25 protein-coding genes are annotated in these 26921 nt (G+C 71.7%); 14 read left to right on the forward strand and 11 right to left on the reverse strand.

The window, feature by feature from the left end; genetic code table 11:
* Positions 1 to 126: 126 nt before the first annotated feature.
* The 5 genes from CGE01nite_RS07150 (at position 127) to CGE01nite_RS07170 (ending at position 3543) form a co-directional block, all read left to right on the forward strand.
* Complete coding sequence (locus CGE01nite_RS07150) at positions 127 to 420, forward strand: glutaredoxin family protein (RefSeq protein WP_048343313.1); 294 nt, start codon at positions 127 to 129, stop codon at positions 418 to 420.
* Positions 420 to 1412: a cytochrome c biogenesis CcdA family protein gene (locus CGE01nite_RS07155; protein ID WP_048343312.1), complete on the forward strand. Its 993-nt coding sequence runs from the start codon at positions 420 to 422 to the stop codon at positions 1410 to 1412. Before CGE01nite_RS07150 ends, CGE01nite_RS07155 begins: the two co-directional genes overlap by 1 nt.
* Positions 1409 to 2029, forward strand: a complete 621-nt coding sequence (locus CGE01nite_RS07160; protein ID WP_141369900.1) for a peroxiredoxin family protein — start codon at positions 1409 to 1411, stop codon at positions 2027 to 2029. Before CGE01nite_RS07155 ends, CGE01nite_RS07160 begins: the two co-directional genes overlap by 4 nt.
* A 37-nt stretch (positions 2030 to 2066) precedes the next feature.
* On the forward strand, positions 2067 to 2675 hold the full coding sequence (locus CGE01nite_RS07165; RefSeq protein ID WP_141369902.1) for a DUF305 domain-containing protein: 609 nt from the start codon (positions 2067 to 2069) through the stop codon (positions 2673 to 2675).
* 190 nt (positions 2676 to 2865) lie between these two features.
* Positions 2866 to 3543: a DUF6803 family protein gene (locus CGE01nite_RS07170; protein WP_229747313.1), complete on the forward strand. Its 678-nt coding sequence runs from the start codon at positions 2866 to 2868 to the stop codon at positions 3541 to 3543.
* 55 nt (positions 3544 to 3598) lie between these two features.
* Here the strand turns inward: CGE01nite_RS07170 and CGE01nite_RS07175 are convergent, their stop codons facing one another.
* From CGE01nite_RS07175 to CGE01nite_RS07210, 8 genes are all read right to left on the reverse strand, one after another.
* Complete coding sequence (locus CGE01nite_RS07175; protein WP_141369904.1) at positions 3599 to 4186, reverse strand: TetR/AcrR family transcriptional regulator; 588 nt, start codon at positions 4184 to 4186, stop codon at positions 3599 to 3601.
* Position 4187: 1 nt separating this feature from the next.
* Entirely contained in the window at positions 4188 to 4781 is a 594-nt protein-coding gene (locus CGE01nite_RS07180; RefSeq protein WP_141369906.1) for a sugar O-acetyltransferase, read from the reverse strand.
* 53 nt (positions 4782 to 4834) lie between these two features.
* Entirely contained in the window at positions 4835 to 5311 is a 477-nt protein-coding gene (locus CGE01nite_RS07185; protein WP_141369908.1) for a GtrA family protein, read from the reverse strand.
* A gap of 212 nt (positions 5312 to 5523) precedes the next feature.
* On the reverse strand, positions 5524 to 6771 hold the full coding sequence (locus CGE01nite_RS07190; protein WP_141369910.1) for a hypothetical protein: 1248 nt from the start codon (positions 6769 to 6771) through the stop codon (positions 5524 to 5526).
* A 139-nt stretch (positions 6772 to 6910) separates the two neighbouring features.
* Positions 6911 to 9187, reverse strand: a complete 2277-nt coding sequence (locus CGE01nite_RS07195; RefSeq protein WP_141369912.1) for an FtsX-like permease family protein — start codon at positions 9185 to 9187, stop codon at positions 6911 to 6913.
* Positions 9184 to 9906: an ABC transporter ATP-binding protein gene (locus tag CGE01nite_RS07200; protein ID WP_229747312.1), complete on the reverse strand. Its 723-nt coding sequence runs from the start codon at positions 9904 to 9906 to the stop codon at positions 9184 to 9186. The genes CGE01nite_RS07195 and CGE01nite_RS07200 overlap by 4 nt, the downstream gene beginning before the upstream one ends.
* Positions 9907 to 9959: 53 nt before the next feature.
* Positions 9960 to 10481 (reverse strand): PadR family transcriptional regulator, encoded by a 522-nt coding sequence (locus CGE01nite_RS07205; protein ID WP_048343306.1) that lies wholly within the window; start codon positions 10479 to 10481, stop codon positions 9960 to 9962.
* Between the two features lie 77 nt (positions 10482 to 10558).
* The gene (locus CGE01nite_RS07210; RefSeq protein WP_048343305.1) at positions 10559 to 11737 is read right to left on the reverse strand and encodes an ROK family protein; all 1179 of its coding nucleotides are present in this window, start codon (positions 11735 to 11737) and stop codon (positions 10559 to 10561) included.
* A gap of 231 nt (positions 11738 to 11968) precedes the next feature.
* Between CGE01nite_RS07210 and CGE01nite_RS07215 the strand changes: the two genes are divergently transcribed.
* From CGE01nite_RS07215 to CGE01nite_RS07240, 6 genes are all read left to right on the forward strand, one after another.
* A complete protein-coding gene (locus CGE01nite_RS07215) occupies positions 11969 to 13450 on the forward strand; it encodes a sugar ABC transporter ATP-binding protein (protein WP_307722634.1) in 1482 nt (493 codons plus the stop codon).
* Positions 13447 to 14496: an ABC transporter permease gene (locus CGE01nite_RS07220; RefSeq protein WP_048343304.1), complete on the forward strand. Its 1050-nt coding sequence runs from the start codon at positions 13447 to 13449 to the stop codon at positions 14494 to 14496. Before CGE01nite_RS07215 ends, CGE01nite_RS07220 begins: the two co-directional genes overlap by 4 nt.
* A gap of 78 nt (positions 14497 to 14574) precedes the next feature.
* Positions 14575 to 15627 carry a substrate-binding domain-containing protein gene (locus tag CGE01nite_RS07225; protein ID WP_141369914.1) on the forward strand — a complete coding sequence of 351 codons (1053 nt, stop codon included), beginning with the start codon at positions 14575 to 14577 and terminating at the stop codon, positions 15625 to 15627.
* Between the two features lie 99 nt (positions 15628 to 15726).
* Positions 15727 to 16881, forward strand: a complete 1155-nt coding sequence (locus CGE01nite_RS07230; RefSeq protein WP_048343340.1) for a Gfo/Idh/MocA family protein — start codon at positions 15727 to 15729, stop codon at positions 16879 to 16881.
* A gap of 2 nt (positions 16882 to 16883) precedes the next feature.
* Positions 16884 to 17885 (forward strand): sugar phosphate isomerase/epimerase family protein, encoded by a 1002-nt coding sequence (locus CGE01nite_RS07235; protein ID WP_141369916.1) that lies wholly within the window; start codon positions 16884 to 16886, stop codon positions 17883 to 17885.
* Between the two features lie 19 nt (positions 17886 to 17904).
* Positions 17905 to 18201: a hypothetical protein gene (locus CGE01nite_RS07240; protein WP_141369918.1), complete on the forward strand. Its 297-nt coding sequence runs from the start codon at positions 17905 to 17907 to the stop codon at positions 18199 to 18201.
* A gap of 342 nt (positions 18202 to 18543) precedes the next feature.
* On the opposite strand, the gene CGE01nite_RS07245 is transcribed toward CGE01nite_RS07240, so the two are convergent.
* Both CGE01nite_RS07245 and CGE01nite_RS07250 read right to left on the reverse strand, forming a co-directional pair.
* Positions 18544 to 18864 carry a hypothetical protein gene (locus CGE01nite_RS07245; protein ID WP_141369920.1) on the reverse strand — a complete coding sequence of 107 codons (321 nt, stop codon included), beginning with the start codon at positions 18862 to 18864 and terminating at the stop codon, positions 18544 to 18546.
* Positions 18861 to 19442: a helix-turn-helix domain-containing protein gene (locus tag CGE01nite_RS07250; protein WP_141369922.1), complete on the reverse strand. Its 582-nt coding sequence runs from the start codon at positions 19440 to 19442 to the stop codon at positions 18861 to 18863. Before CGE01nite_RS07250 ends, CGE01nite_RS07245 begins: the two co-directional genes overlap by 4 nt.
* Positions 19443 to 19590: 148 nt before the next feature.
* Between CGE01nite_RS07250 and CGE01nite_RS07255 the strand changes: the two genes are divergently transcribed.
* The 3 genes from CGE01nite_RS07255 (at position 19591) to CGE01nite_RS07265 (ending at position 26117) form a co-directional block, all read left to right on the forward strand.
* Positions 19591 to 21036: a glycoside hydrolase family 43 protein gene (locus CGE01nite_RS07255; protein ID WP_141369956.1), complete on the forward strand. Its 1446-nt coding sequence runs from the start codon at positions 19591 to 19593 to the stop codon at positions 21034 to 21036.
* Between the two features lie 146 nt (positions 21037 to 21182).
* On the forward strand, positions 21183 to 23618 hold the full coding sequence (locus CGE01nite_RS07260; protein WP_048343301.1) for an ATP-binding cassette domain-containing protein: 2436 nt from the start codon (positions 21183 to 21185) through the stop codon (positions 23616 to 23618).
* 90 nt (positions 23619 to 23708) lie between these two features.
* Positions 23709 to 26117, forward strand: a complete 2409-nt coding sequence (locus CGE01nite_RS07265) for a hypothetical protein (protein WP_141369924.1) — start codon at positions 23709 to 23711, stop codon at positions 26115 to 26117.
* A gap of 85 nt (positions 26118 to 26202) precedes the next feature.
* On the opposite strand, the gene CGE01nite_RS07270 is transcribed toward CGE01nite_RS07265, so the two are convergent.
* On the reverse strand, positions 26203 to 26862 hold the full coding sequence (locus CGE01nite_RS07270) for a DUF2278 family protein (protein WP_048343300.1): 660 nt from the start codon (positions 26860 to 26862) through the stop codon (positions 26203 to 26205).
* Positions 26863 to 26921: the final 59 nt, after the last annotated feature.

Here is a 26921-nt window from a genome sequence, read left to right on the forward strand (position 1 = left end):
CCGCCCATTCTCCGCATGTCCGGGGGTCGTTCCGGAGTCTTCACCGAACCTTGATCGAACCACGAGCGGGCGTGCCGGGCTCCGGGCCGAGGCTGCTGGGTACCGGAGCTGACCCAGGAGGCTGCCATGCGCGACCGTGCCCGACCGAGTGCTCAGATCACGGTGGTCGAGGCCTCGGCCTGCCATCTGTGCGACGAGGCCAAGGCGACGTTGGCCGAGCTGTCGAAGGACCACCCCATCGTGGTGGAGATCGTCGACGCGACCTCCCCTGACGGGCGCGCGCTCGTGGCCAGGCACCGCCCGGCGCTGGCGCCGCTCGTGCTGCTGGACGGCGAGTTCTTCTCGTCGGGACGGCTGCCGCGTCGCAAGCTCGAGCGCACGCTCACGGCGCTGGGCGCGCGCGTGCCGGCGGTGCACTGATGGGCACCGAGCTCCTGGCGACGGGCAGCATCCTCGCGGCGTTCCTCGCCGGCGGGGTCGCGTTGTTCGCACCCTGCTGCATCGTCTTCCTCGCGCCCTCGTACCTCGCGGGCGCGGTGAAGAACGCTCGGTGGCGCCTGCTGCCGCTGACGTTCGTCTTCGCCGCCGGTCTGGCCGTCATCCTGGTGCCGATCACGCTGGGCGTGAGCGTGCTCGCGGGCGCGATCGCGCAATACCACGCGCCTCTGTACTGGGCCGGTGGCGTGCTGATGCTCGCGCTGGCCGGGCTGGCGCTGTCGGGACGCATGTGGTCGCTGCCCTCGTTCGTGCGGTCGCCGGACACCACGCGCGGTGACACCGCGAGCTTCTTCGCGCTCGGGGTGTTCTCCGGCATCGCGTCGTCGTGCTGCGCGCCGGTGCTCGCCGGGGTGATGACCCTCTCGGCGCTGTCCGGCTCCACCGGGGGCGGCCTGGTCCTCGGGCTGGCCTACGTGTTCGGGATGGTCTTCCCGCTCTTCGTCATGGCGTTGCTCTGGGACAAGGCGCGGCTCGGGGACCGCCGGCTCGTGCGCGCCAAGGTGGTGCGCCTGTCCGTCGCAGGTCGCACCCTGGTGACGAACAGCCTGAACGTCGCGGTCGCGATCGGGTTCGCCCTGATGGGCGTCGCGGTCATCGCGCTCGCGTGGCGCAAGGACATGAGCGGCGGCACCCCGATCCAGGACGCTGCGAGCCGCACGCTCACCACGGTCTTCGGCCGGGTGCAGGACTGGCTCTCACCGGTGCCGGAGCCGGTGCTCGCGATCGCGCTGTTCGCGGTCGCCGGCGCCTTCGTGTGGGCGACCCTCACCGACCGCGGGACGCGCGCCACGGCCGTCGACGGGGGAGACCTGGGCGACCCGGACGACCAGGACGTCCACCCCGCCGACCGCTCGGCGGCCCCCGTCTGCCACCACGAGCCCGCCTCCGCCACCAGCCAAGGAGCACCGTCATGACCTCCGGCACCGCCGTCCGTCGCCAGCGCGAGAGCACCCTCGACGCCGTCTGCGCCCAGCAGTCCGCCGACGCGCGACACCACCGCCGGCGCACGCGGACCGTCTGGGGCTTGGCCGTCCTCGTCGTCGGCGTGCTCGTGACCGCGGGCCTGATGTCCGCACGTCCCACGGTCTCCGACGACGTGCGCGTCGCACCCGGCTTCACGCTGCCCGCCTCGGACGGGTCGACAGTCTCCCTGGCGGACTTCCGCGGCGGACCGGTCGTCCTGTACTTCAACGAGGGCGCCGGGTGCGACGCCTGCCTCACGCAGATGGGCGCGATCGAGAAGGACGCGCGGTTCGCCGAGGCGGGGATCACGGTCCTGCCGATCGTGATGAACACGGCCGAGCAGATCAACGCCGACCGCGAGCGCCTCGGGGTGCAGGCCCCGTTCCTGATCGACGACGGCACCGTCTCCGACGCGTACGGCACCCTCGGCACCGGCATGCACGAGGGCCTGCCGGGTCACGGCTTCGTGCTCGTCGACGCCGACGGCAACCAGGTCTGGCAGGGCGACTACCCGTCGATGTGGCTCGCACCCGATGACCTGCTCGACGAGGTCACCAGCCGTCTGTGAACCATCACCCACCCGCACACCATCCGAGGAGAAGACGATGTCCCGACGCCTGGCGGCCGCGGCGGCCGTTCTGACCCTGACCGTGACGCTGACGGCGTGCGCGACGAGCGACGCCGGTGGTGCGCTCTCCCCGGACCGGGCGACGACCGTCTCGTCGCAGGCCGCGAGCACCACGCACAACGCCGCGGACGCGCAGTTCGCGCAGATGATGATCGTGCACCACGAGGGCGCGATCGAGATGGCCGAGCTCGCGATCGACGCCGCCTCCACGGCCGAGGTGAAGGCGCTCGGGGAGCGGATCGCCGCCGCCCAGCAGCCCGAGATCGACCAGATGACGGCGTGGCTCCGGGCCTGGGGTGAGCCCGGACCGCCCGACATGAGCCACGCCGGGATGGACCATCGCGGGATGGACATGGACGGCATGGACCAGGCCGGCGCGGTGACCGACCTCGAGCGGCAGTCGGGGGTCGGGTTCGACCGGCGGTTCCTCGAGCTGATGATCGCGCACCACGCGGGTGCGATCGAGATGTCGGAGGCGGAGCTCGCGCGCGGTCGGAATGCCGACGCGCTCGCTCTCGCCCGCACGATCATCGACGCCCAGACCGCCGAGATCGCGGAGATGACCAACCTGCTGGGCGGGCTCTGACGGTGACGGGACCGTCGGCCGACCGGGTGACGAAGGGGTGCCGTAGGTCGTTCGTCCCCCGGCGCTGGGCGACGGCGCCCGCAGGACGAGCCTTGATCGAACATTCATCAGATCTCAGGCGAACCGATCCGGGCGTGCAGAACGGTGGTCCTGCGCCGGACGGTCCGGCGATGTCACGGAGGAGCCCCGCATGGTCGCCACCGACACCACCACCCGTCCCCGCACCCCGCGTACGCCCGACACGGTCGTCGGCGGCCGCACCTTGCGCCTCGCGGTCGTCGCGGCGCTCAGCCTGCTCGTCGTGGTCGTCGCGCTGGCGCTCCCCGCCTGGCCGGCGGGTCAGGACATGGGCGGCACGCACTACATGGGTCTGCTCGCGGCGAACCAGCCGTGGAACCTGCTCCTGTTCATGGCGGTCCCGGTCATCTGCGCGGAGACGATCGCGGTGACCGAGCTCGTGATCCTGTTCAGCCCCGCCCGCGCCGGCCGTGCCGTGCGCGCGGCGAACCGGTACGCCGGGCTGATCGCCGGGTTCTACTTCCTGGGGGTCTTCGTCTACCTCATGAAGCACGCGGTCATCCCGCTGACCGCGGACGGTGGCTGGCGTGGCCCGGCCGACGTCATCGCCGTCAGTTTCTACCTGCTCGGTCTGGTCCCGCTGTACGGGATCAGCCTGATGGAGACGCGGGTCGTCGGAGCCGGCTGGGACCAGCAGCGCTGGCTCAAGCTGCACGCGACGTTCGTCGGTGTGTTCTTGGTGGTGGCGCACGTCGCGATGATCGTCGGCATGCTCGACCCGACCGTGCTGGGCTGGAACCCGACCCACACGATGGACGACGGGTCCCTCATGGACGGCATGTCGCACTGAGCCCCGCGGCGCAGCACCAGCGGCCGTCGTGCAGCGTGGTGCGGTACTCGGTCGGTCAGGTCGGCGTCGGCGGGGTGCCAGCCAGAGGGCGCGTCACGAGGTCGACCGCGCGGCGGACCTCGTCGGGGTCGTGCGCCTCGGTGTCCAGGGCGCGGTGGATCGTCAGGCCCTCGATCAGCGCGTCGAGCAGCCGTGCCGTCGCGGGGTCGAAGTGCCGCTCGAGCGCGTGCCGGCTGCGCGCCATCCACGCGTGCGTGAGCTCCCGGTAGCCGGGGTCGCGTGCGGCGAGCGTGTACAGCTCGTGCGTCAGGACGAGCTCGCGGGGGTCGACGAGGACGTCGGAGGTGATGAGGTCGACCACGGCTCGTCGTGCCTCGTCGGCGTCCGTGGCCCGCGCCAGGTGATCCTCGAACCGGTCGCTGACGTGCCGCGCGAACCGTCCGAACGCCTCGCGCAGCAGCTCGTCGGTCCCGGCGAAGTGGTACGTCATCGACCCGAGGGAGACGTCGGCGGCGGCCGCGATGCGCCGGCTGGACGCGCCCGCGACACCGACCTCGCCGATGACCGCGAGGCACGCGTCGATGATGCGGTCGCGGCGGTCCGGGTCGAACCGGCGCCGTCGCCGGTCCGGTGGGTTCGTCACGTCAGCCCTGATCCGTGATCTCGCGGACCACGCGCGCGGGGTTGCCGACCGCGACGACGTTCGCCGGGAGGTCGCGCGTGACCACGGCCCCCGCGCCGACGACGGTGTTGTCGCCGATCGTCACGCCGGGGCAGACGATCACGCCGCCACCGAGCCACACGTTGTCGCCGATGGTGATGGGCTTGGCGGCCTCGAGCTTGTCCTTGCGCGGCTGCGGCGCGACGGGGTGCGTCGGCGTGAGCAGCTGCACGTTCGGGCCGATCTGGCAGTCCTCGCCGATCGTGATGGTCGCGACGTCGAGCGCCGTCAGGTTGTAGTTGGCGAACGTGCGCGCCCCGATGTGGAGGTTCTCGCCGTAGTCCACGAACAGCGGCGGCTTGACGTACGCGCCCTCGCCGAGCGAGCCGAGCAGTGCGACGAGGTGCTCGCGCGCGTCCGGGTCGCCGGCGACCTCGGCGCGGTGGTACGCGTCGGAGAGGCGCAGCGCCTCGCGCGCGATGCGCTCGCTGTCGGGGTCGTCGGCGATGTAGAGGTCCCCGGCGAGCATGCGCTCGCGGTTGGTGCGTGGGTCGTCGGCGAAGTAGTCGTGGGTCACGGAGCCCATGCTAGGTGTCGATATGCACGTCTGTACACATCGACGGACGCGAGTCACCGCATGCGCAGGGAAGCGACGCGAACGGCGCCGCCGCGCGCCGGCCCCGTGAGCGCACGCCGCAGCACGAGGAAGTTGACGACACCCATCAGCGCGTTCACCGCGTAGACCAGGACGACCCCGCTGAGCCGGTCCGCCTCGGGGGCCAGGTGCCGCCACACGTCGAGCGTGAGCGTGCTCATCGCGAGCCCGACCACCGCTGTGATCGCCCCGACCGTCTGCCCCTGCTGCCACGACGCCGTCCCGGTCGCGCGGAACGTGAACCGGCGGTGCAGCGAGCTGGCCAGGACGGTCGAGGCCGCCGTGGCGGCGAGGTGGGAGACCTGCGCGGGCCACCGGTAGGCGGTCCCGAGCGCGAGCGCGACGACGCCGTACAGCAGCGCGGCGGACGCGCCGGTGGCGCCGAACCGCATCACGGCACCCGCGCGACCTGACCGGCGCGCGGTGGCGGCGGCCGGGGCGGCCGTGGGCATGCGATCTCCTCCGTCGACGACGCGACGCCGCCCATTGACTCACGTGCGCGAGGACGACGACGAGGGCCGATGGTCCCGCACGGAGCGCGCGGGCCGCACCGTCATTCAGGACGCTCCGGTGCGACGCTGTCCGGTGCAGGACGATGAGCGTGCTCGACGAACACGAACCCGAGAGAGCTCGCCCACTGATGCCGGTGGTGCCGTGTCGGTTACTAGCGGTCGAGGCGGAAGGGCTGGGTGACGTAGACGCCGACGTCGGACGCCGAGGCGAACGAGGGAGCGGACGTGGCTTCGTTGCCGCGCGTCTGGTCGTACTTGCCGCCCGAGACCTCGGTGCCGTGGTTGGTCTCGAGGCGTGGCAGCGACGTGGCGCGCTTGAAGGCGGGCTTGGTGTTCTGGCCGAGGTGCCGCCCGCCGGTCGGGTCGGCGGACGTCAGGAAGGCTTGCGAGTGCCGCTGGACGTAGGTCTTCTCGTCGTCGGACAGCGTCGCGAACAGACCCTCGACGCGGGCCTTGGCCTCGTTGCGCCGCGTCTCCCAGGTCGCGATCGCGGCCGGGCCCGCTTTGAGGGTGTCGGTCGAGACGAGCCTGGCGACCTCCCCGGGCGCGATCGAGCCGACGACGTAGGCGCCGAGGGCGACGGTGACGGCCTGGCGGGACACCTTCGCGGTGTCGGGATCCTGCAGGACGCGCGCGCACGCCTCGCGCACCAGGTCGTGCGCGGCGCTCTGGCCGGACTGGCTGATCCCGGAGCCGGAGTGGCCGGCCGGCTCGCCGTCGGGTGCGGACAGGATCGTCAGGGCGGTGTCGGTGCGGAACCCGTCGGCCGCGCCCAGCAGGAAGTCGAGCACGCTCTTGTCGACGATCGCACCCTGCAGCGCCTGCAGCGGTGCGGTGTTGGCCGTGGCCGGGAGCTGCGCGGTGCCGTCGCCCTGGTCGTCGGCGTTGCGGAAGAACGTGAAGGTGTCGGTGGTGACCGCTGCCTCGTGGTACCCCGAGCTCACGCCGACCGTCGTCGGGTTCGAGCGGAACCGGAAGTCCTCACTGGTCGTGTGCGCGTCGGGCTTGAAGCCGCCGGAGGCCCGTTGGCTCAGCGTGAGCGTGCGGTCGGTGGTGGCGTAGCGCGTGCCGCTGGTCATGTCGAAGCGGCCGGCCTTCGACCGCCGGTGCTTGCGCACGCCCCCCGAGAAGTGCTTCCTCGAGGTCCGCTTCGTGCGTGCGCGGCGGATGATCGGCAGCGGCTCGGGCGGCGCGGCGGCCGACGGCGTGCGGTCGGTGTAGCGGCGCAGGACCCCGAGCCCGCCGGGCGTCGCCGGTGCCGGGGCGCTCGTGGCGCCCGCTGACAGGGGGAGCGGGGCGGGGAGCAGCGGCGCCTTCGGGCTCGGCTCCGACGAGCGTCGTGGGACGGGCAGCGCGGACGCGGCGGCCTGCGCGCGCGCCCTGACGTGCTGCCGATCCATCCGTGCCCTCCGGGCTGTCGACTCGCGGGACCGGCCCAGCCTGACCGCCGGGCACGCCCCGCGGCATCCGTAGCCGGTACGGAAGTCACCATGACGACCTGCCCGTGGGCGCCCCCAGCACGCCCACGGGCAGGGTGCGTCACTCGCCCTGAAGGCCCGCGGGGCGCGTGACCCGCCCGAGCAGCGGCAGGAGCGCCGCCGTCGCGAGGAGGACCACGGCGGCGGCCCCGCCCGCGGTGACGCCGATCCCCGCGAGGTCCAGGCTCACCGGCAGGTCGGCGCCGGCCTGCAGGATCACGGCCAGGCCACTGCCGACGACGACCGCGAGCGCGAGCCCGACGACCACGGGAACCGCGACCTGGAACAGCACCGACAACCCGAGCACGCGGCGGCGGACGCCGAACGCGGCGAGGACCGCGAGCGGGCGTCGGCGTTCGCGCAGCTGCTCGGCCGTGGTGACCAGCAGGTTCGCGCCGACGACCGCGAGCAGCGCGACCGTGCCCAGCATGAGCCCCTGACGGATGCCCGTGACCATCGAGCTGGTCGCCTCGGGGTCGTTGATGATGACGGTGGCCGTCGGGTCGATCTGCGCGATCGCGGTCTGCAGGTGCGCGGTCACGTCGGGCGCGGCGTGGTCGAGCGCGATCGTCACGATCGCGTTGTCGTAGTCGCCGGACGGCACGACGACCGCGTCGCCGAGCGCCCGCGGCGTGACGAACAGCCAGGGCGCGCTGTCCGGGTACTCGGGCTCGACGGTGGCCACGTCCGCGGGCACGGACCAGGTCGACGCGCCCGAGCCGGGCGCGCCCAGCACGTACGTGGTGCCCGGTGCGGGCGCCTGGGCGTCGGGGGGTGCGACGAGCATGACGTCGCCGTCGGTGCAGGTGGTCGCACCGGTCGTGTCCGTGAAGGAGGCACAGCTGCCGACGACGAGGGCGATCGGCTCGCCGACGTCGACGGGCTCCGCCGACGTCATGACGCGCGTCTCGATGCCCTGCACGCCCTCGATGCCGGCGAGCGCGGACGCCCAGTGGGCACCGTCCGAGCCCGGGAGGTCGTCGTACACCACCGCCTCGAACCGCCCGTCCTCGGAACCCGGGGTCCCCGTCTCGCTGCCGAGCAACCCGTGCACCGCGACGAGCGAGGCGACCGAGACGACGACCGCGGACACTGCCCGGACGGCCGTGCCGCTCTCGTGCTGCAGACGACGCAGCGCGAGGTCCCACGAGAGCGCCCCGGGTCGCAGCCGGCGCACGGTGACGTCGAGCAGCCAGGGGAGCAGGAGCGCGACGCCGACGAGGAGCAGCACCATCCCGAGAAGCACGAGACCCTGCGAGTCCCCGAAGGAGCCGGTCCCGCCGCTGAGCAGCGGGGTCAGCATGAGCGCGAGCCCGACGACCGGGACCGCGACGCGCCACCACAGGCGCCGGTGGACGACCGTGCTGCGCCGGACGACGCCGAGCGGCTCGACGATGACGTGCTTGAGCGCGGACCGCGTGACGAGCACGGACGCGACGGGGACCAGGACGGCCACCAGCGCGGCGAGCACCGGCACGGGCCGCAGATCGGCGCCGTGGAACGTCAGCGACGACGGGACCAGTGGCGGGACCACCGCGCGCATAGCCAGGAACAGCAACCCGCCGACGAGCAGGCCGCCGACCGCTCCGACGAGGGTCTCGCCCGCGGCGATGCGTCCCGTGGTCGCCGCGTCGGCGCCCGCGAGGCGGACGGCTGCGAGACGACGGTCGCGCGCCTCGCCGCCGAACCGCACAGCGGTCGCGATGAAGCCGGCGACGGGGACGAGCAGGCCGGTCAGTCCGACGAGCGCCATGAGCATCGTCGTCGCGTCCGCCCCGTCGTCGCGCACGGCGCGTCCGAAGTCGCTGATGCGCTGCGCGTTGTCGCCGGTGAGCTGGTCCGTGCCCACGTAGACGCGCAGCTCCTGTGGCCCGACGAGGCCCTCGGGTGCGATCGTCCCCACCACCCGGTCGCCCCAGCGCCCGTCGAGGAGCTCGCCCTCGGGCGAGTCCAGGACGCGCTGCAGCGCGGGCGACATCAGCGCCTCGCCGGGCGCGAGGACGCGGTCGACGCCGGGTGGCAGCGGGGCGTTCGCGCCCTCCGGCTGCACCAGGTAGCCGACGACGAGGTCGGCCGCGACGTCCGAGGCGAACCGCTTGACGAGCAGCGTGTCGTCGCCCGGCTCGACGACCTCGGTGCCGGGGGAGCGGGCGGCATCGCGCTCTGCTCGCGTGTCGAGGACCGTCGGCAACGACGCGACGAGCAGGAGCATCGCCACCCCGATCCCGAGGCCGGTCGCGATGAGTCCGAGCCTGGCCCAGCCGGAGCGGCCGCCGCTCACGCTCATGCGGACGCCGAGCGCGAGGTCGGCCGGCGCGCTGCTGCGACCGGGCGTCATGCGGGCACCTGCTCGCGCACGCGACCGTCGCGCACGACGGCCTCACGGTCGGAGTACGCGGCGACGCGCGCCTCGTGCGTGACGAGCACGACGGCCGCACCGGTGTCCTTGGCCGCGGCGACGAAGAGCTGCATGACGCGCTCGCCGTTGAGGGAGTCGAGCGCGCCCGTGGGCTCGTCGGCGAACACGACGCGCGGCCGGGTGATGAGCGCGCGGGCGACCGCGGCGCGCTGCCCCTGGCCGCCCGAGACCTGCCCGGGTCGCTTGTCGGCGATGTCGGGCACCTCGAGCCGGTCGAGCCACTCGCGCGCGGTGCGGTGCGCGTCGCGGCGCGTGACGCCGGCCAGGCGCAGCGGCAGCGCGACGTTCTCCACGCACGTCAGCTCGGGGACGAGCTGGCCGAACTGGAACACGAACCCGAACTCGGAGCGGCGCAGCGCGCTGCGCTCGGCGTCGGACATCGCGGTGACGTCGCGGCCGTCGAACGCGACCGTCCCGGAGTCCGGCCGCAGGATGCCCGCGAGGCAGTGCAGCAGGGTCGACTTGCCCGAGCCTGAGGGCCCCATGAGCGCGAGGACCTCGCCGCCGTGGACCTCGAGCGAGGCGCCGGCGAGCGCGGTGGTCGGGCCGAACTCGACGTGCAGGTCGCGAGCGACGAGCAGCGGTCCGGACGACGGGATGACGGCGCCGGGGCCGGTGGTGACTGGTGCGGTGGTCACGAGATCCCCCTGGAGTGGGTGCGGGTTCGAGCGCGTGCTGGTGGTCGGGTGGGCTACGCGCGCACCGAGGCGGCGAGCTGGTCGAGGCGGGCGGCGGTGAGCTCGAGCCAGCGCAGGTCCGCCTCGAGGTGGAACAGGGCGTGGTCGCACACGAGCTGGTCGGCGAGGTCGCCCTCGGCCTTGCGGCGCGTGAGCTCGCGCATGAGGCGCAGGTGCTCGGCGCGCTGCGTGTCCAGGACGTCGGTCGGCTCGTGCCCGGTGAGCAGCGCGAGGACGACCTTCGTGTAGAGCGTGCTCTGCAGGTACGGCTCGGGCTTCTCGGGGCGCGACAGCCACTGCTCGACGTCGCTGACCCCGGCGTCGGTGATGGCGTAGCGCTTGCGGTCCGGGCCGTCGCCAGGCTCGAGCTCCACCTCGACGAGCCCGTTCTTCAGCAGGCGGGCCATCGTGGCGTACACCTGGCCGTACGCGAGCGGGCGGTCGTGGCCGAAGCGCTCGTCGTAGGCGCGCTTGAGGTCGTAGCCGTGCCGAGGCCCGGTCTGCAGGAGCCCGAGGAGGGCGGGTGCGATGCTCACAGGGCGACTATACACACTACGTATACACACGATGTATAGGTGCCCGGACGAGGCAGGCGGCCATCTCTCTGGACGGGTCAGGCGATGAGGGTGTCGATCGCGGCGGCCGAGAGCACGTGCTCGGCCGCCATGGCGCTCGCGCCCAGGACGCCGGCCTCGGCGCCGGTCCGGGTCGCGACGATGCGCAGGTGCTGGGTCGCGAGCGGCAGGGAGCGGCGGTACACGACCTCGCGGATGCCCGCGATGAGGTGCTCGCCGGCCTCGGCCACCTGCCCGCCGACGACGATCACGGACGGGTTGAGCAGGCTCACGCACGCGGCCAGCACGCCGCCGATGCTGCGCCCGGCGTCGCGCACCGCGTGGCTCGCGGTCAGGTCGCCGGCGCGCACGAGGGCGACCACGTCGGCGCTCGTCGTCGCGTCCAGGCCCCGTGCCCGCAGCTCGCCGGCGATCGCCGGACCACTCGCGACGGCCTCGAGGCACCCGGTGTTGCCGCACCGGCACGGCCGGTCCTGCCCGCCCGGGACCGCGACGTGCCCGAGGTCGCCCGCGGCGCCCTGCGCACCGCGCCGCAGCGCGCCGTCGGAGATGATCCCGGCGCCGATGCCGGTCGCGACCTTGACGTAGAGCAGGTGGTCCACGCCGCGCCACTGCGAGGTGTGCTCACCCAGCGCCATGAGGTTGACGTCGTTGTCCACGAGCACCGGGACGTGCAGGCGGGACCGCAGGAGGCCGGGCACGTCGGCGTCGTCCCAGCCGGGCATGATCGGCGGGTTGATCGGACGGCCGGTCGAGTGCTCGACCGGCCCGGGCAGGCCGACGCCCACGCTCACGAGGTCGCTCTGCGGGCGGCCGGCGGCCACGAGCAGGTCCAGGCCGATCTCGACGACGCGGTCGAGGACCACGGCCGGTCCCGCGCCGATGGAGATCGGCTCGCCGTGCTCGGCCAGCACCGTGCCCGCCAGGTCGGTCACGGCCAGTCGCGCGTGCGTGGCGCCCAGGTCGACCGCCAGGACGACCCGCGCGGCGGGGTTGAACGCGAACGTGGCGGGCGGGCGGCCGCCGGTCGACGACGCCTCACCCGCCGGGCTGACCAGGCCGGACGAGAGGAGCAGGTCGACGCGCGTCGCGATCGTCGAGCGTGACTGGCCGGTCACGGACGCGAGGTCGGACCGGGTCCGGGGCTGCCCGTCGCGCAGGAGCTGGAACAGCTCGCCCGTGCCGCTGGGACGCGGCGCGCGGGTCTGCTCGTCCATGCGCACAGTGAACCACTCCGTTTCAGCAGGTCGGCGGCACGTTCGTCCTGGCGTGCGCGCGTAAGGGCACCGCTTCTGTGGATCGCAATCGTGCAACTCTGATCCGCAATAGGCAACTTTTGCTTGACGCTGAGCAGAAGTGACCCTACGTTCATCCTCATGGTCGACGCAGACCGCCCGATCCCGGGCGCACCGGACGCAGCGCCGCGTCCCGAGGCTCCGCTTCTCGTCATGCGGGGGATCGTCAAGCAGTTCCCCGGCGCCCGCGCGCTCGACGGCGTCGAGCTCGACGTCCGGGCGGGCGAGGTGCACTGCCTGCTCGGCCAGAACGGCGCGGGCAAGTCGACGCTCATCAAGGTGCTCGCGGGCGCGCACCAGCCGGACGCGGGCGAGATCGTCGTCGACGGCGAGGTCGTGACGATCGCGGACCCGGTCGCCGGGCTGCGGCTCGGGATCGCGACGATGTACCAGGAGCTCGACGTGGTCGACGGCCTGTCCGTCGCCGAGAACATCTACCTGGGCCACGAGCTGTCGAGCGGCGGGTTCACGCGGCGCCGGGAGGCGACGCAGCGCACGCGCGAGCTCATGGCCCGGCTGGGTCACTCCTCGATCCCGCCGCACCGCGAGGTGGGGCGGCTGTCCGCGGCGGGCAAGCAGATCGTCAGCATGGCGCGCGCCCTGTCGCACGACGCGCGCGTGATCGTCATGGACGAGCCCTCGGCGGTCCTCGACTCCGAGGAGGTCGCCAACCTCTTCCGCGTGGTGCGGGACCTGACCGCGCAGGGCGTCTCGGTCGTCTACATCTCGCACCGCCTGGAGGAGATCCGGCAGATCGGCGACCGGATCACGGTGCTCAAGGACGGCCGGACCGTCGCCTCGGGCCTGCCCGCGACGACCCCGACGCCCGACCTCATCCGGCTCATGACGGGCCGCACGGTCGAGTACGCGATCCCGCGCCGTGCTCCCGTCGCCGCCGACGCGCCCGTGGTGCTCGACGTCGCGGACCTCGCGCTGCGCGGGGCGTTCGAGAGCGTGTCGTTCTCGGTGCGGGCCGGCGAGGTCGTCGGGCTCGCGGGCCTGGTCGGCTCGGGCCGTTCCGAGATCCTCGAGACCGTGTTCGGCGCACGACGCGCGACGAGCGGGACCGTGCGGGTGGGCGAGAGGCGCGTGCGGACCGGATCGGTCGCCGACGCGGTCGCCGCCGGGATCGGGCTGTGCCCCGAGGAGCGCAAGAGCCAGGGGCTGCTGCTCGACGAGCCGGTCTACCGCAACGTCACGCTCTCGACGTTCACCCGCACCGCGCGCGGCGGCTTCCTGGACGAGACCGCCGAGCGCGAGCAGGCCCGCGCGCAGGTCGAGGCGCTCGAGGTGCGGCCCGCGGACGTGACCCGGCACGCGCGCACGCTGTCCGGCGGCAACCAGCAGAAGATCGTGCTCGCGCGCTGGCTCGTGCACGGCTGCCGCGTGCTGCTCCTCGACGAGCCCACGCGCGGCGTGGACGTCGGCGCGCGCGCCGAGATCTACGCGCTCGTCGCCGAGCTGACCGCGGCAGGGACGGCGGTCGTCGTCGTCTCGAGCGAGATCGAGGAGGTGCTCGGCCTGGCCGACCGCGTCCTCGTCGTCTCCGAAGGGCGGGTGGTCCACACCGGGCCCGCCACCGACATCGACGAGCACCGCGTGCTCGACCTCGTCATGGAAGGAAGTGCCGCATGAGCGAGCACGACGTCGCGGCGAGCGACGCGCCCGCCCCGGGCACCGTGGCGTCGGCCCCGGGATCACAGCCACGGCGGCGCCGCAGCCTGCTGCACGGCCCCGCGGGTCGCAACCTCGGGCTGGTGATCGCGCTCGTGGCGATCTGCCTCGTCGGGATCATCACCGCGGGTGACCGGTTCGCCACGCTCGACAACCTCCTGACGATCCTGCGGCTCGCGTCCGTGCTCGGCGTGCTGTCGATCGGCATGACGTTCGTCATCACGGGCGGCGGCATCGACCTGTCCGTCGGCTCGGTGCTCGGCCTGGCCTCGGTGTGGGCGTCGACGATCGCGACGCAGACCATGGCCGAGGACTCGCACTGGATCGTCATGGTGCTGGTCGCGCTCGGCGTGGGTGTCGGGGCGGGGCTGATCAACGGCGTCCTCGTCGCGTACGGCAAGGTCGTCTCGTTCATCGCGACGCTCGCCATGATGGTCGCCGCGCGCGGCCTGGCCGAGGTGATCGCGAACCGCCGCACGCAGGTGGTGCGGGTGCGCGACTTCCTCGACTTCTTCCGCGCGGACCCGCTCGGCGTGCCGGTGCTCGTGTGGATCTTCGCGGTGGTGTCCGTCGCCGGGTGGGTGCTGCTCAACCGCACCACGTTCGGGCGCCGCACGGTCGCCGTCGGCGGCAACGCCGAGGCAGCGCGTCTCGCGGGCATCAAGGTCCAGCGCCACACCATGTACCTGTTCGCGCTGTCCGGCCTGGCCGCGGGCATCGCCGGCGTCATGATGCTCGGCCGCACCACGGCGGGCAGCTCCACCAACGGCATGCTCTACGAGCTCGACGCGATCGCGGCGGTGGTCGTCGGCGGCACGCTCCTGGCGGGCGGCCGCGGCAGCATCGTCGGCACCGTCCTGGGCGTCCTGATCTTCACGACGCTGACCAACGTGTTCACGCAGAACAACCTGTCGATCTCCGCCCAGTCCGTGTTCAAGGGCGCGATCATCGTCGGCGCCGTGCTGCTGCAGCAGCGGCTCGCCGACCGTTCCCGGGCCGGCACGTAGCCGCCTCGCCACGACCCCAGCTCGCGCCGGCTCCCGCCCGGCGCACCACTCGCGCACCACCGATCAAGGAGGATCGTCATGTCCGCACGTCTGAGCCGGCGCTGGGTCGCCGCCGCCGGGGCGCTGGCCGCCGCGTCGCTGCTCGTGGCCGGCTGCACGTCCAACGAGCCGCAGGAGACCGACGACGCGACCACGCAGGCCGCCGTCGTGCCGGGCGGGGAGAACGACGAGAAGGGCGACACCGTCACGATCGGCTTCTCCGCCCCCGCCGCCGACCACGGCTGGATGGGCTCGATCACCAAGTCCGCGCAGGACCTGGCCAAGCAGTACCCCGACATCGACCTCAAGGTCGCCGACGGCACGAACGACGTGAACCTGCAGATCAGCCAGATCGAGCAGTTCATCAACGACAAGGTCGACGCGATCGTCCTGCTGCCGTTCGACGGCGCCGCGCTGACCGAGGTCGCGATCAAGGCCATGCAGGCGGGCATCGTCGTCGTGAACGTGGACCGCGAGTTCGACGACCCGACCGCGGCGCGCACGACCGTGCTCGGCGACAACTACGGCATGGGCATCAGCGCGGGCCGGTTCATCTGCGAGCAGCTCGGCGGCAAGGCCGACGCGAAGGTCGCGGAGATCGCGGGCATCGACTCGCTGCCGCTCACGCAGGACCGCAGCCAGGGGTTCGCCGACGCGCTCGGCGAGTGCGGGCTCAAGGTCGCCAACCGCGTGGCGGCCGACTTCACCGTGCAGGGCGGCGAGGCCGCCGCGGCGAACCTGCTGCAGGCCGCGCCGAAGCTCGACGCGATCTGGAACCACGACGACGACCAGGGCGTCGGCATCCTCGCGGCGATCGAGGCCGCGGGCCGCGACGAGTTCTTCATGGTCGGCGGCGCCGGGTCGAAGAACGTCATGGAGGCCATCAAGGCCGACGACACCGTGCTCAAGGCCACGGTCATCTACCCGTCCACGCAGGCGGCCGACGGCATCAAGCTCGCGCGGCTCCTGGTCCAGGGCAAGTCGATGAGCGACCTGGTCGAGGTCGAGGTGCCGCGCACGATCCAGCTGTACGCGCCGGTCGTGACCAAGGAGAACGTCGACCAGTACCTGCCGACGGCCTTCGAGTCCTGACGCTCCCGGTGGGGCGGCCGCACCCGGCCGCCCCACCCCGGCTCCTGAGGAGGACCCGTGACCGCACCGAGCACCGCCCGACCCCGCCTGCGCGTCGGGATGGTCGGCTACGCCTTCATGGGCGTCGCCCACTCGCACGCGTGGCGCACCGCGCCGCGGTTCTTCGACCTGCCGCTCGAGGTCGACATGGCGGTGGTCGCGGGACGCCGTGAGCCGGAGCTGCGCGCCGCCGCCGCGCGCCTCGGCTGGCGCGAGACGACCACCGACTGGCGCACCCTCGTCGCGCGCGACGACGTCGACCTCGTCGACATCTGCACGCCGGGCGACACGCACGAGGAGATCGCACTGGCCGCGCTCGCCGCGGGCAAGCACGTCCTGTGCGAGAAGCCGCTGGCCAACACGGTCGCCCAGGCGGAGGCCATGGCCGCGGCGGCCGCCGCCGCGCCCGGGCAGGTCGCGATGGTCGGCTTCACCTACCGCCGCGTCCCGGCGATCCAGCTCGCGCGCACGCTCGTCGTCGAGGGACGGATCGGCCAGGTGCGGCACGTGCGCGCGCAGTACCTGCAGGACTGGATCGCGGACCCGTCGGTGCCGCTGTCCTGGCGTCTCGACAAGCAGAAGGCAGGCTCGGGTGCGCTGGGCGACATCGGCGCGCACGTCGTCGACCTCGCGCAGTTCATCACGGGCGAGCAGGTCACGGGGGTCAGCGCGATCCTCGAGACGTTCGTCCACGAGCGCCCGGTGGCCGACGAGTTCACGGGCCTGTCCGGCTCGTCGTCGTCCTCCGGCGCGACCGGGCCGGTGACCGTCGACGACGCCGCGGTGTTCCTGGCCCGCATGTCCGGCGGCGGCCTCGCGACGTTCGAGGCCACGCGGTTCGCCTACGGCCGCAAGAACGCGATCCGGCTCGAGATCAACGGCTCGAAGGGCTCGCTCGCGTTCGACTTCGAGGACATGAACGTCCTGCACTACTTCGACGCGAGCGAGCCCGCGGTCACCGCCGGGTTCCGCCGGATCGTCGTGACGGAGCCCGAGCACGCGTACGTCGCCGCGTGGTGGCCCGCGGGCCACGGGCTCGGGTACGAGCACGCGTTCACCCACCAGGCCGTCGACCTGGTCCGCGCGATCGCCGCCGGCGACCACCCGGCCCCGACCTTCGCCGACGGACTGCAGGTGCAGCGCGTCCTGGACGCCGTCGAACGCTCGGCGGCAGCCGACAGCACGTGGACCCCGATCGAGACGCAGGAGGCCTGACGATGACCCGCCCGATCACCCTGTTCACCGGCCAGTGGGCCGACCTGCCGTTCGAGGAGGTGGCGCGCCTCGCGTCCGGCTGGGGCTACGACGGCCTCGAGATCGCCTGCTGGGGCGACCACCTGGACCCGTGGCGCTGGGACGACGACGCGTACGTCGCCGACCGCCTCGCGATCCTCGACCGCTACGGCCTGAAGGTCTGGGCGATCTCCAACCACCTCAAGGGCCAGGCGGTCTGCGACGACCCGATCGACGCCCGGCACCGCGACATCCTGTCCGACCAGGTGTGGGGCGACGGTGCCCCCGAGGGCGTCCGGCAGCGCGCCGCGGAGGAGATGAAGCACACCGCGCGCCTCGCGGCGAAGCTGGGCGTGAAGACCGTCGTCGGGTTCACGGGCTCGTCGATCTGGAAGTTCGTCGCGATGTTCCCGCCGGCCTCGGCTGCGATGGTCGACGCGGGCTACCAGGACTTCGCCGACCGCTGGAACCCGATCCTCGACGTGTACGACGAGGTCGGCGTGCGGTTCGCGCACGAGGTCCACCCCTCCGAGATCGCGTACGACTACTGGACGACGCAGCGCACGCTCGAGGCGATCGGCCACCGCGAGGCGTTCGGCCTGAACTGGGACCCCAGCCACTTCATGTGGCAGGACCTCGACCCGGTCGACTTCATCCTCGAGCACCGCGACCGGATCTACCACGTGGACTGCAAGGACGTGAAGCTCCGGCTCGGCAACGGTCGCAACGGGCGGCTCGGCTCGCACCTGCCGTGGGCGGACCTGCGCCGCGGGTGGGACTTCGTCTCGACCGGCCGCGGCGACGTGCCGTGGGAGGCCGCGTTCCGCGCGCTGAACTCCATCGGCTACGACGGCCCGATCTCGGTCGAGTGGGAGGACGCGGGGATGGACCGCCTCGTGGGCGCCCCCGAGGCCCTCGAGTTCGTCCGCCGCAACGCCTTCGACCCGCCGTCGGCGGCGTTCGACGCGGCGTTCAGCTCCCGCTGACCGACCACCGACGGTGTGGGTGGAGAAGGTCACGCCTGGCGCGCGTTTCTCCACCCGCACCGTCGAGGTCGCGCTCGTGCCGCGCGCCGGGGTGCTCGGTGGCGAACCGGGGCGCGGCCGTGACGTCCATGACGAACGCCCCGCCGGGCCGCAGCGCCTCGCGCGTGCGCCGCAGCAGCCCGCCGCGCTGCGCGGGGCTCAGGGCGCAGAAGTCCTCGTAGAGGAGGAGCGCGGCGTCGTGCTCGCGGCCGAGGTCGTCGACGAGGTAGTTCGCGACGCGCAACTCGGCGGGCAGGCCCTCGGCGTCAGCGACTAGGCGCTGAACGGGGCAGGACGAGGCGACGACGGCTCGCGCACGGGCACTGGGCTCTCTTCGATCTGATGTCGGGAACGCCAGGAATGCTGGCACGCAACACCCCGACCGTCGCCCAGATTTGCCCGCTGCCCGCCCGAGCCTGCGGTGGAACCTCGCTCGGCGGTCTGCGACGAAGGCCTCAGCGTGGGCCGTGCGACGGCGCCCGGGAGACCTCGCCCGTGGCGCGCCAGACCTGGCAGTGCTGAAGGAGCCAGCGTTGCGCCGCCTCGATGCGCTGCGCGTCGGTGTCGGTCGCCGTGACTCGATCCCAGACGGTGTTCGGATCGACGAACCGCGCCTGGATCAGTGCCCCGACATAGGTGTGGTCCTTCTCGCGGTTGACAGGAGCGCGGTGCGTCGGCCGACGCCTTGGATGTAGAAGCCGTGGGTCTCGTGGAAGCTCGAGAGCTCACCGATCCGGGCGTCAAGCTCGGTTGCCAAGGACTCCGCGTCGTCGTCGTGCATCGGGCACACGTCGATCTCGACCGAGAGGGTGGCCTCGGCGGGCAGCTCATCCTCGTCCCAAGATCCGAGCACCGCCTGCGAGCCGACGATGATGACCGACTTCTGCTGCACGATCCTGGTCGATGCGCGGATGGCGTGCTCGAGATCGGACCGGCTCACCACTGGCGGGCCTTGCGGATCGCTGCGGTGCGTTCGTCGTCGCTGAGCACGCCGGCGAACGGGGAGACCTGGCGCATGTCGATGCCGTGCTCGTCCTCACGTACCAACAGGTCGAGGAGCTCATGCGTCGGCCCGTCGAGCGCGTCGCGCCACTGACGGACCCAGTCGACCGCCTGCCGCCCGTGCACCTTGCTCTCGATCCTCGGCAGGTTCGCCCTCGCCTTGGCCCGCACGCTCGGGCCGTCGTGGCGCAGCCGCCGCGCGACCGCACGGTGCAGCTCCAGGGAGATCTTCTCCTCGCGGCGCTCCAGCGCGGGACGTCCGTGGGTCTTGCCGCGAACACGCCGACTCACGGGCGGCTGGTGCTCGGCGGTCGGCAGGGTGAGGGGCATCTCGAGGACGGCGAGGACTGCGAGCAACGTGCGCATCGTCGATCCCTGTCCGGACTCCAGGCGGCGCACTGCGCTCGTTCCGACTCCCGCCAGCTCGGCCAGGTCGCGCTGGTCGAGCTCGCGGGACAGGCGCTGCGCGCGCACGGCCGTGCCCACCTGCGTCTCAGTCGTCACCGCCACGCTCATACGGCGATCCTAGGCGCTATCGTTCGAAAAGCAACGATAGACAGCGCCGCGCGCTGGGCCGTGGCCGTGCAGAGCGCATCGTCGCGCGGACGCGCCGGAACCCCGCCCGGTGTGCGGCGGCGGGCGTGGCAGGCTCTTCGTCGTGCCGATGCCGACGCGTCCCGTGATCTCCGGGTTCCATCCCGACCCGTCCGTGTGCCGCGTGGGGGAGACGTACTACCTCGCGTGCTCGAGCTTCGAGTACGCGCCGGGGGTGCCGATCTTCCGGTCCGACGACCTGGTGACGTGGACGCTGATCGGCCACGCGCTGTCGCGCCCGTCGCAGCTGCGGGTCGCCGACGCGAAGCCGTCCGGCGGCATCTACGCGCCCACGCTGCGGCACCACGACGGCCGGTTCTGGATGATCACGACGAACGTGTCCGACGGGCCCGGGCACCTGCTGGTGACCGCGGACGACCCGGCGGGCCCGTGGTCCGAGCCGGTGCGGATCGAGGGTGCGGGCGGCATCGACCCGGACATCGCGTGGGACGACGACGGCCGCTGCCTGATCACGTGGTGCGACGCCGGTCTGCGCCAGGCCGAGCTCGACCCGGTGACCGGTGACCTCCTCACCGAGCCGCAGCTCACCTGGGCGGGCACGGGTGGCGCGCACGTCGAGGGGCCGCACCTCTACCGCGTCGGGGACCTGTGGTACCTGCTCGCGGCGGAGGGCGGGACAGCCGCCGGGCACATGGTGACGATCGCGCGCGGACCGTCGCCGTCGGGCCCGTGGGAGCCCTGCCCGACCAACCCTGTGCTGTCCGCGCGCAGCACCGACGCGAGCATCCAGAGCACCGGCCACGCCGACCTCGTCCAGCGTCCCGACGGCTCGTGGGCGATCGTCTTCCTGGCCGTGCGGCCGCGCGGCTACTTCCCCTCGTGGCACGTGCTGGGCCGCGAGACGTTCGCCGCGGACGTCGAGTGGCGCGACGGCTGGCCGGTGCCGACGACCCCGATCCAGCCCGCCGCGATCGCGCCTGCGCGCGAGCACCTGGGCGCCGAGCTCGGTGGCGAGTGGGTGGGCGCGCACGTGTTCCCCGACGAGGTGCTGCGTCCGGCCGGCGACGGCACGTGGCGACTGACCGCGACGCCGAGCGGGCGCACGTTCGTCGGGCGGCGGCAGGAGCACAACCGGGTGGTCGCGCACGCGCGCGTCGAGGCGTCCGCGGGCGTGGGCGGGCTCGAGATCCGGCTCGACGCGACGCACGCGGTGACCCTCGAGGTCGACGGGTCGACGGTGCGGGCGGTCGCCCGGATCGGCTCGCTCACCTCCGTGCTGGGCGAGGCGCCGCTGGACGACGACGCCGTGCTCGAGCTCGAGGTCCGTGCCTCGCCGTTCGGGGTCTTCAGCCCGCAGCGCGGGCCCGACGAGGTCGTCGCGCGCGTCGAGAGCGCGGCGGGGCGGCGTGAGCTCGGGCGGCTCGACGGCCGGTACCTGTCCACCGAGGTCGCGGCCGGGTTCACCGGGCGCATGGTGGGCGTCGTGGCCGAGCGCGGGGACGTCGTCGTGCGCTCGTTCGAGTACCGCGGGCACGACGAGCCCGAGAGCCGCTAGCCCCGCTCCGCGGCACGCCCTGGGGCCGGGTGGCCCTTGAACCGCGTGTCGGTCGTGCGCGCTAGCGTGGCCGCGACGACGAGCCACCGCCGGCTCCGACGGACCGGTCCTCCGTCGGGAGGTGCGCAGCGAGGGAGACGCGAGCGATGACGCCAGCAACGACGACGAGCGAGGGTGCCCCTGGGCGGCACGCCGCCGACAGCCATGACCTGATCCGGGTGCGCGGCGCGCGCGAGAACAACCTGCGGGACGTCAGCATCGACCTGCCCAAGCGGCGGCTCACGGTGTTCACCGGGGTCTCGGGCTCCGGCAAGAGCTCGCTCGTGTTCTCGACGATCGCCGCGGAGTCGCAGCGCATGATCAACGAGACGTACAGCGCGTTCGTGCAGGGATTCATGCCCAACCTGCCGCGCCCGGACGTCGACGTGCTCGACGGGCTGACCACCGCGATCATCGTCGACCAGGAGCGCATGGGGGCGAACTCGCGCTCGACGGTCGGCACCGCGACCGACGTCAACGCCAAGCTGCGCATCCTGTTCAGCCGCCTCGGGCAGCCGCACATCGGCTCGTCGCAGGCGTTCGCGTTCAACATCCCGTCGGTGAGCGGCGCGGGCGCGATCACGATCGAGGGCGCGTCCGGCAAGAAGACCGAGCGTCGCGAGTTCTCGCAGATCGGCGGCATGTGCCCGCGCTGCGAGGGGATGGGCAGCGTCACCGACTTCGACCTGACGGCGCTGTTCGACGCGAGCAAGTCGCTCAACGAGGGCGCGCTGACCATCCCGGGCTACACGATGGACGGCTGGTACGGGCGCATCTTCCGCGAGTGCGGCTACTTCGACCCGGACAAGCCGATCGGCCAGTTCACGAAGCGCGAGCTCGACGACCTGCTCCGCAAGGAGCCGACGCGCATCAAGGTCGAGGGCATCAACGTCACGTACGAGGGCCTGATCCCGCGCATCCAGAAGTCGTTCCTGTCCAAGGACCGCGAGGCGATGCAGCCGCACATCCGCGCGTTCGTCGACCGCGCGATCACGTTCACCACGTGCCCGGACTGCGACGGCACGCGGCTCAACGAGGGCGCCCGCTCGTCGAAGATCGCGGGCATCTCGATCGCCGACGCGTGCGCGATGCAGATCAACGACCTCGCGTCGTGGGTGCGCGGGCTCGACGAGCCTGGGGGTACCTCCCACGGGAAGGATGGCTCCGCCATCCCGTGGGGGACTGTCGCGCCGCTGCTCACCTCGCTCGGCGAGACGCTCGACTCGTTCGTCGACATCGGGCTCGGCTACCTCAGCCTCGACCGCCCCGCGGGCACGCTGTCGGGGGGCGAGGCGCAGCGCACCAAGATGGTCCGGCACCTGGGGTCGTCGCTGACGGACGTCACGTACGTGTTCGACGAGCCGACGATCGGCCTGCACCCGCACGACGTGCAGCGCATGAACGAGCTGCTGCTGCAGCTGCGGGACAAGGGCAACACCGTGCTCGTGGTCGAGCACAAGCCCGAGGCGATCGTGATCGCGGACCACGTGGTCGACCTGGGGCCCGGCGCCGGGACGCAGGGCGGCACGGTGTGCTTCGAGGGGACGGTCGACGCGCTGCGGCGCAGCGACACCCTCACCGGTCGGCACCTCGACGACCGCGCCCGGCTCAAGGACACGGTGCGCACCGCGACCGGGGCGATCGAGATCCGCGGCGCGAGCACCCACAACCTGCAGGGCGTGGACGTGGACGTGCCGCTCGGCGTGCTCGTCGTCGTGACGGGTGTGGCGGGCTCGGGCAAGAGCTCGCTCATCCACGGGTCGGTCGCGCGGCGCGAGGGCGTGGTCGAGATCGACCAGACCGCGATCCGCGGCTCCCGGCGCAGCAACCCCGCGACGTACACCGGGCTGCTCGAGCCGATCCGCAAGGCGTTCGCGAAGGCGAACGGCGTCAAGCCCGCGCTGTTCAGCGCGAACTCCGAGGGCGCGTGCCCCACGTGCAACGGCGCCGGCGTCATCTACACGGACCTCGCGATGATGACGGGCGTCACGACCACGTGCGAGGTGTGCGAGGGCCGGCGGTTCCAGGCCGCGGTGCTCGAGTACACGCTCGGCGGGAAGAACATCGCCGACGTCCTGGCGATGTCGGTGACGCAGGCCGAGGAGTTCTTCGGCGCGGGGGACGCGCGCACGCCCGCCGCGCACGCGATCCTCGACCGGCTCGCCGACGTCGGGCTCGGCTACCTCAGCCTGGGCCAGCCGCTCACGACGCTGTCGGGCGGCGAGCGTCAGCGCCTCAAGCTCGCGACGCACATGGGCGACAAGGGCGGCGTGTACGTGCTCGACGAACCGACGTCCGGCCTGCACCTCGCGGACGTCGAGCAGCTCCTGGCGCTGCTTGACCGTCTCGTCGACTCCGGCAAGTCCGTGATCGTCATCGAGCACCATCAGGCGGTCATGGCGCACGCGGACTGGATCATCGACCTGGGCCCCGGTGCGGGCCACGACGGCGGTCGGCTGGTGTTCGAGGGGACCCCCGCGGCGCTCGTCGCGGACCGCTCGACGCTCACGGGTCAGCACCTGGCGACCTACGTCGGCGCCTAAGAGGCCCGGAGTCGGTGGCGCTGGTAGTGCTACGAAGACCACCCGGTAACGGCCTACCTGGAGGTGAAGCGGAGCGGTACCGTCCTGTCAATGATCGGAGGACGGATGCCTCACCGCAATGTCGAAGAGCTCAAGGCGGCATATCCGGATTCGGCCTGGCGGGGCCGTTTCGTCGAGATCTGCGACCTTATGGACCTACTGGGCGGATGCGTAATCGCGGACAGCTACACGATCTCGGACGATCTGCGTAACGCGATCACGCTCTCCGCGGCAGGCGTTGCGCTCCGTGACAAGCTTGTTACGAAAGAGGGCGTCGCGGCGAAGGAAGCGAAGTTGATGTGCGCGCTCTCGCTGGGGCACGATGAACTCTTCATTGATATCGAGAAGACGGATCCCGACGAACTCGCAAGGGCGATCAGTAAAGAGGTTCTGGAGGGGCGAATCCAACTGCCGTTCGTCTTCGGCCCTGAGTTATACGACCGGTATGCCGAACTCTTCGAGGACGAGAAGGACATACTCACCCTCGACGAGACGCTCCGACTCCTCGACGCGCTACCGGTCGGCGTATTTCAGTTTGGACGCTTCACGACTGGTCCTTACGGCGTCCGACGGGCTGGAACGTCAAGAAGCCTGCAGTCCAAACGCCGGGTGAGCGGCTACCATTGTTCCCGCGCAATTTGCCGTGCGCTGCATCCGATTTACCTCGAAACGAGTAGAATTGCGGCAGTAAATCGTGATCGTGAGAAGCTCGAAGATCTCCTCAGCTCGATGGATGGGGAGGCGGCCGAGTGGTGGGCATTTGCGACTGAGGTGAGTGGCGCGACATCGGCATATTACGGCGACCAGCGCGCGGGAACGCTGATCCCACTAATAGGCGACGCCCTCGCCCTGGACGAGCTTCGCGCCCTGATCTGGGCTCTTCTCGACACAAGCAAGGGGCGGTTGCGCGCGGACGTCGCCGGTTTCCTCGACGTTCGGAACGCGAACACCGCAGTCGCCGACCTCGGACGTGCGGAACTTCTGCAACTTGCGCTCTTCGCGCGCGAATCGGAACTGCGAATAGCCGTCGACAGGTTAGTACGGGACGGAGTAATCGAAGTTCCGCCTGGCGAGGTACGAAGGGCGGTCGTCTCGTTCGGCATGCGGTCGGGCGCGTTCGGCCTCGCGCCGGAGTTGGGCCGTCACGGCATCCGGTTCTCGTCCGATGAGCCTGGATTCGCATTGCTTCGAGAGCGACGTCTACTCGATGCGCTCTACGTGCGCGAAGCTGACACGGACGTCGAGGAACTCGAGTGGCAACTGCGAGGCCTTGAGATCCCCGACCTCGATGAACGGCTTGAGTACTTCTTCCAGCGCCGAGCTCCCCGTGAGGCCCTTGAGCGCATGGTGCTCGCGCGGAAGACAAACATGATCGCGGCGTGCGAGGAGGTCGGGCTCGAAGAGAATGGCGGGCTCTCGGACAGAGAACTCATCGATACTATTCTCTGGAAGCTGGGCTTTCCCGTGCCAAGCGAAGAGGACCCGCATAAAGACTTCTGGGCACGGCATGAGCGGCTATGGTCCCTGACGCAGTCGTCGGAGATCGGCGGGTCGGAGAGGTTCATCGAGGCGGCAACTCCGTACTTCGCGAGCCTGGAAGGCCTCCTAGTTGACGCGCTGGCGTTTAGCTCCTGGGCGTTACTCACGGACCATCTCGACGCCGATGCCCCGTTTAGTTACGATGACGAAGCGGACCGCGCGGCCGGGCTTGCCCTGATGAATGAAATCGCGCCAAGTCCGGCCGGCTCATCGAACTACAGTGCTGAACGTGTCGATCTTGGAAACCTGATCTCAGGGTTTAGTGCTCTTGCCGGCCGGCTAGAGGCGTGTGTCGCGACGCCCGTAGACTATGAGCGTCCGCCGTCGGAGCTTCCGGATTACGATGGTAAGACTGAGTTGAAGTCCTTCCTACTCAACTCGACGGTGATGTTCCTGAACCTGACGCCACCGAGCCGGGACAGAATCATCACCGGATTGCGCGAGATCACACAAGTGTTGACCTCCGCGGAGGTGAATTCGGTGCGGAACGAGTATGCGCACTACCGCCGCACGGTACGTGCAATCTCGCGTCTCGAGTCCGCCCTCGACGCAATTCGTCAGGCTGTTACGCGCATAGAGACACTAGGTCTGTGTCGGCTGCTTTTCCGCCCGGCCCGAATGACGCGTGACGAGTGGGGCCGGAGTGTCTTCTACTACTCGGGCCCACGGGGCCTAGAACATTCGTTCTCCCGACCGACGCGTTTTGACTGGATGGGTCTGCCGGGCATGTCGGAGTCGTTCTACGCCGTTCGTTCGGCCGCGATTGGAGAACCAACGGAGGTATTGCGTTTTACGCGTCGATTCCGCAGCCCGTTCCTAGAGATGTGGTCGGGGTATCCGAACAGGCGGCGCCGGCCGCGCGCCAAGTCTGCTGAGGAAGCGGAAGTGTATGGGGCGAAGCGCGACGCCCTGAGCCACTAGGCGTTCGGGGGACCTAGCCAGGCGCCGGTCGAAGGTGACGCTAGGGCTCCGCCCACAGTGTTGGGCCGCTCGCGTCGGTTCGCGGTCACAGTGGGTGGCCGTCGGCGTCCGTCGCGGAGGACTGCGACGAGAACTTCGAGACGAACACGGCGTAGCCGCCGTCGGGGCGCAGCACGAGCGTCGCGCCGTCCTGCCAGATGGCGTTGTCGTCCCACCACTGCGAGCCGGCCGGGTCGCCCTGGTTCTGGTGGATGTTGTGCACGCCGAGCCCGCTGGTGAACGGCTCGCCGAAGACGAGCGTGCGCGCCCCGACCTGCAGCACCGACTCGAGCGCGGTGGCCGCGGCCACGTTGTCGCCCGCGGTCCAGGCGTGCTCGGCGAGCCACGTGATGATCGCCTGCAGCCACGCGGGCGGTGCCGTGACGAACAGGCACCCGCCGCGGGGGCGGAACGCGGGGTGCCGGATGAGGTCCACGGCCCCGCTCGTCGGGTTGCTCGCCAGGAAGTGGAAGCCGGGCGTCATGGTCGCGACCGGCCCGAGATCCCGGGCCGAGACGCCGAACGTGCGCCACTGCACCCCGATCGCGGACTTCGCGGAGTCCACGTCGACCGCGCACCGGTAGCTGCCCGCCGGCGTCTGCACCTGCAGGTTGACGTGGAACCACCGCCCCTGGTTGTCGGGGGTGTCGCGCTCGTGGGACGTCAGGGTGCCGACCAGCACGCCGTAGCCGTGTTCGAGGGGCATGCCCTCAGGGTGCGCCGGTCGCCCGGCGCGCACCAGGCGAGCGGACGGACCGGGCCGAA

Source organism: Cellulomonas gelida, assembly GCF_006538725.1.
Lineage (GTDB): Bacteria > Actinomycetota > Actinomycetes > Actinomycetales > Cellulomonadaceae > Cellulomonas > Cellulomonas gelida.

What these genes read in the sequence shown, in the direction of transcription:
- CGE01nite_RS07190 (WP_141369910.1), bottom strand. Translation starts at nt 6,771, where the DNA reads ATGGATCGGCAGCACGTCAGGGCGCGCGCGCAGGCCGCCGCGTCCGCG.
- CGE01nite_RS07150 (WP_048343313.1), top strand. Translation starts at nt 127, where the DNA reads ATGCGCGACCGTGCCCGACCGAGTGCTCAGATCACGGTGGTCGAGGCC.
- CGE01nite_RS07220 (WP_048343304.1), top strand. Translation starts at nt 13,447, where the DNA reads ATGAGCGAGCACGACGTCGCGGCGAGCGACGCGCCCGCCCCGGGCACC.
- CGE01nite_RS07250 (WP_141369922.1), bottom strand. Translation starts at nt 19,442, where the DNA reads ATGAGCGTGGCGGTGACGACTGAGACGCAGGTGGGCACGGCCGTGCGC.
- CGE01nite_RS07160 (WP_141369900.1), top strand. Translation starts at nt 1,409, where the DNA reads ATGACCTCCGGCACCGCCGTCCGTCGCCAGCGCGAGAGCACCCTCGAC.
- CGE01nite_RS07255 (WP_141369956.1), top strand. Translation starts at nt 19,591, where the DNA reads ATGCCGACGCGTCCCGTGATCTCCGGGTTCCATCCCGACCCGTCCGTG.
- CGE01nite_RS07225 (WP_141369914.1), top strand. Translation starts at nt 14,575, where the DNA reads ATGTCCGCACGTCTGAGCCGGCGCTGGGTCGCCGCCGCCGGGGCGCTG.
- CGE01nite_RS07260 (WP_048343301.1), top strand. Translation starts at nt 21,183, where the DNA reads ATGACGCCAGCAACGACGACGAGCGAGGGTGCCCCTGGGCGGCACGCC.
- CGE01nite_RS07265 (WP_141369924.1), top strand. Translation starts at nt 23,709, where the DNA reads ATGATCGGAGGACGGATGCCTCACCGCAATGTCGAAGAGCTCAAGGCG.
- CGE01nite_RS07230 (WP_048343340.1), top strand. Translation starts at nt 15,727, where the DNA reads ATGGTCGGCTACGCCTTCATGGGCGTCGCCCACTCGCACGCGTGGCGC.
- CGE01nite_RS07170 (WP_229747313.1), top strand. Translation starts at nt 2,866, where the DNA reads ATGGTCGCCACCGACACCACCACCCGTCCCCGCACCCCGCGTACGCCC.
- CGE01nite_RS07270 (WP_048343300.1), bottom strand. Translation starts at nt 26,862, where the DNA reads ATGCCCCTCGAACACGGCTACGGCGTGCTGGTCGGCACCCTGACGTCC.
- CGE01nite_RS07210 (WP_048343305.1), bottom strand. Translation starts at nt 11,737, where the DNA reads ATGGACGAGCAGACCCGCGCGCCGCGTCCCAGCGGCACGGGCGAGCTG.
- CGE01nite_RS07155 (WP_048343312.1), top strand. Translation starts at nt 420, where the DNA reads ATGGGCACCGAGCTCCTGGCGACGGGCAGCATCCTCGCGGCGTTCCTC.
- CGE01nite_RS07165 (WP_141369902.1), top strand. Translation starts at nt 2,067, where the DNA reads ATGTCCCGACGCCTGGCGGCCGCGGCGGCCGTTCTGACCCTGACCGTG.
- CGE01nite_RS07185 (WP_141369908.1), bottom strand. Translation starts at nt 5,311, where the DNA reads ATGCCCACGGCCGCCCCGGCCGCCGCCACCGCGCGCCGGTCAGGTCGC.
- CGE01nite_RS07215 (WP_307722634.1), top strand. Translation starts at nt 11,969, where the DNA reads ATGCGGGGGATCGTCAAGCAGTTCCCCGGCGCCCGCGCGCTCGACGGC.
- CGE01nite_RS07195 (WP_141369912.1), bottom strand. Translation starts at nt 9,187, where the DNA reads ATGACGCCCGGTCGCAGCAGCGCGCCGGCCGACCTCGCGCTCGGCGTC.
- CGE01nite_RS07235 (WP_141369916.1), top strand. Translation starts at nt 16,884, where the DNA reads ATGACCCGCCCGATCACCCTGTTCACCGGCCAGTGGGCCGACCTGCCG.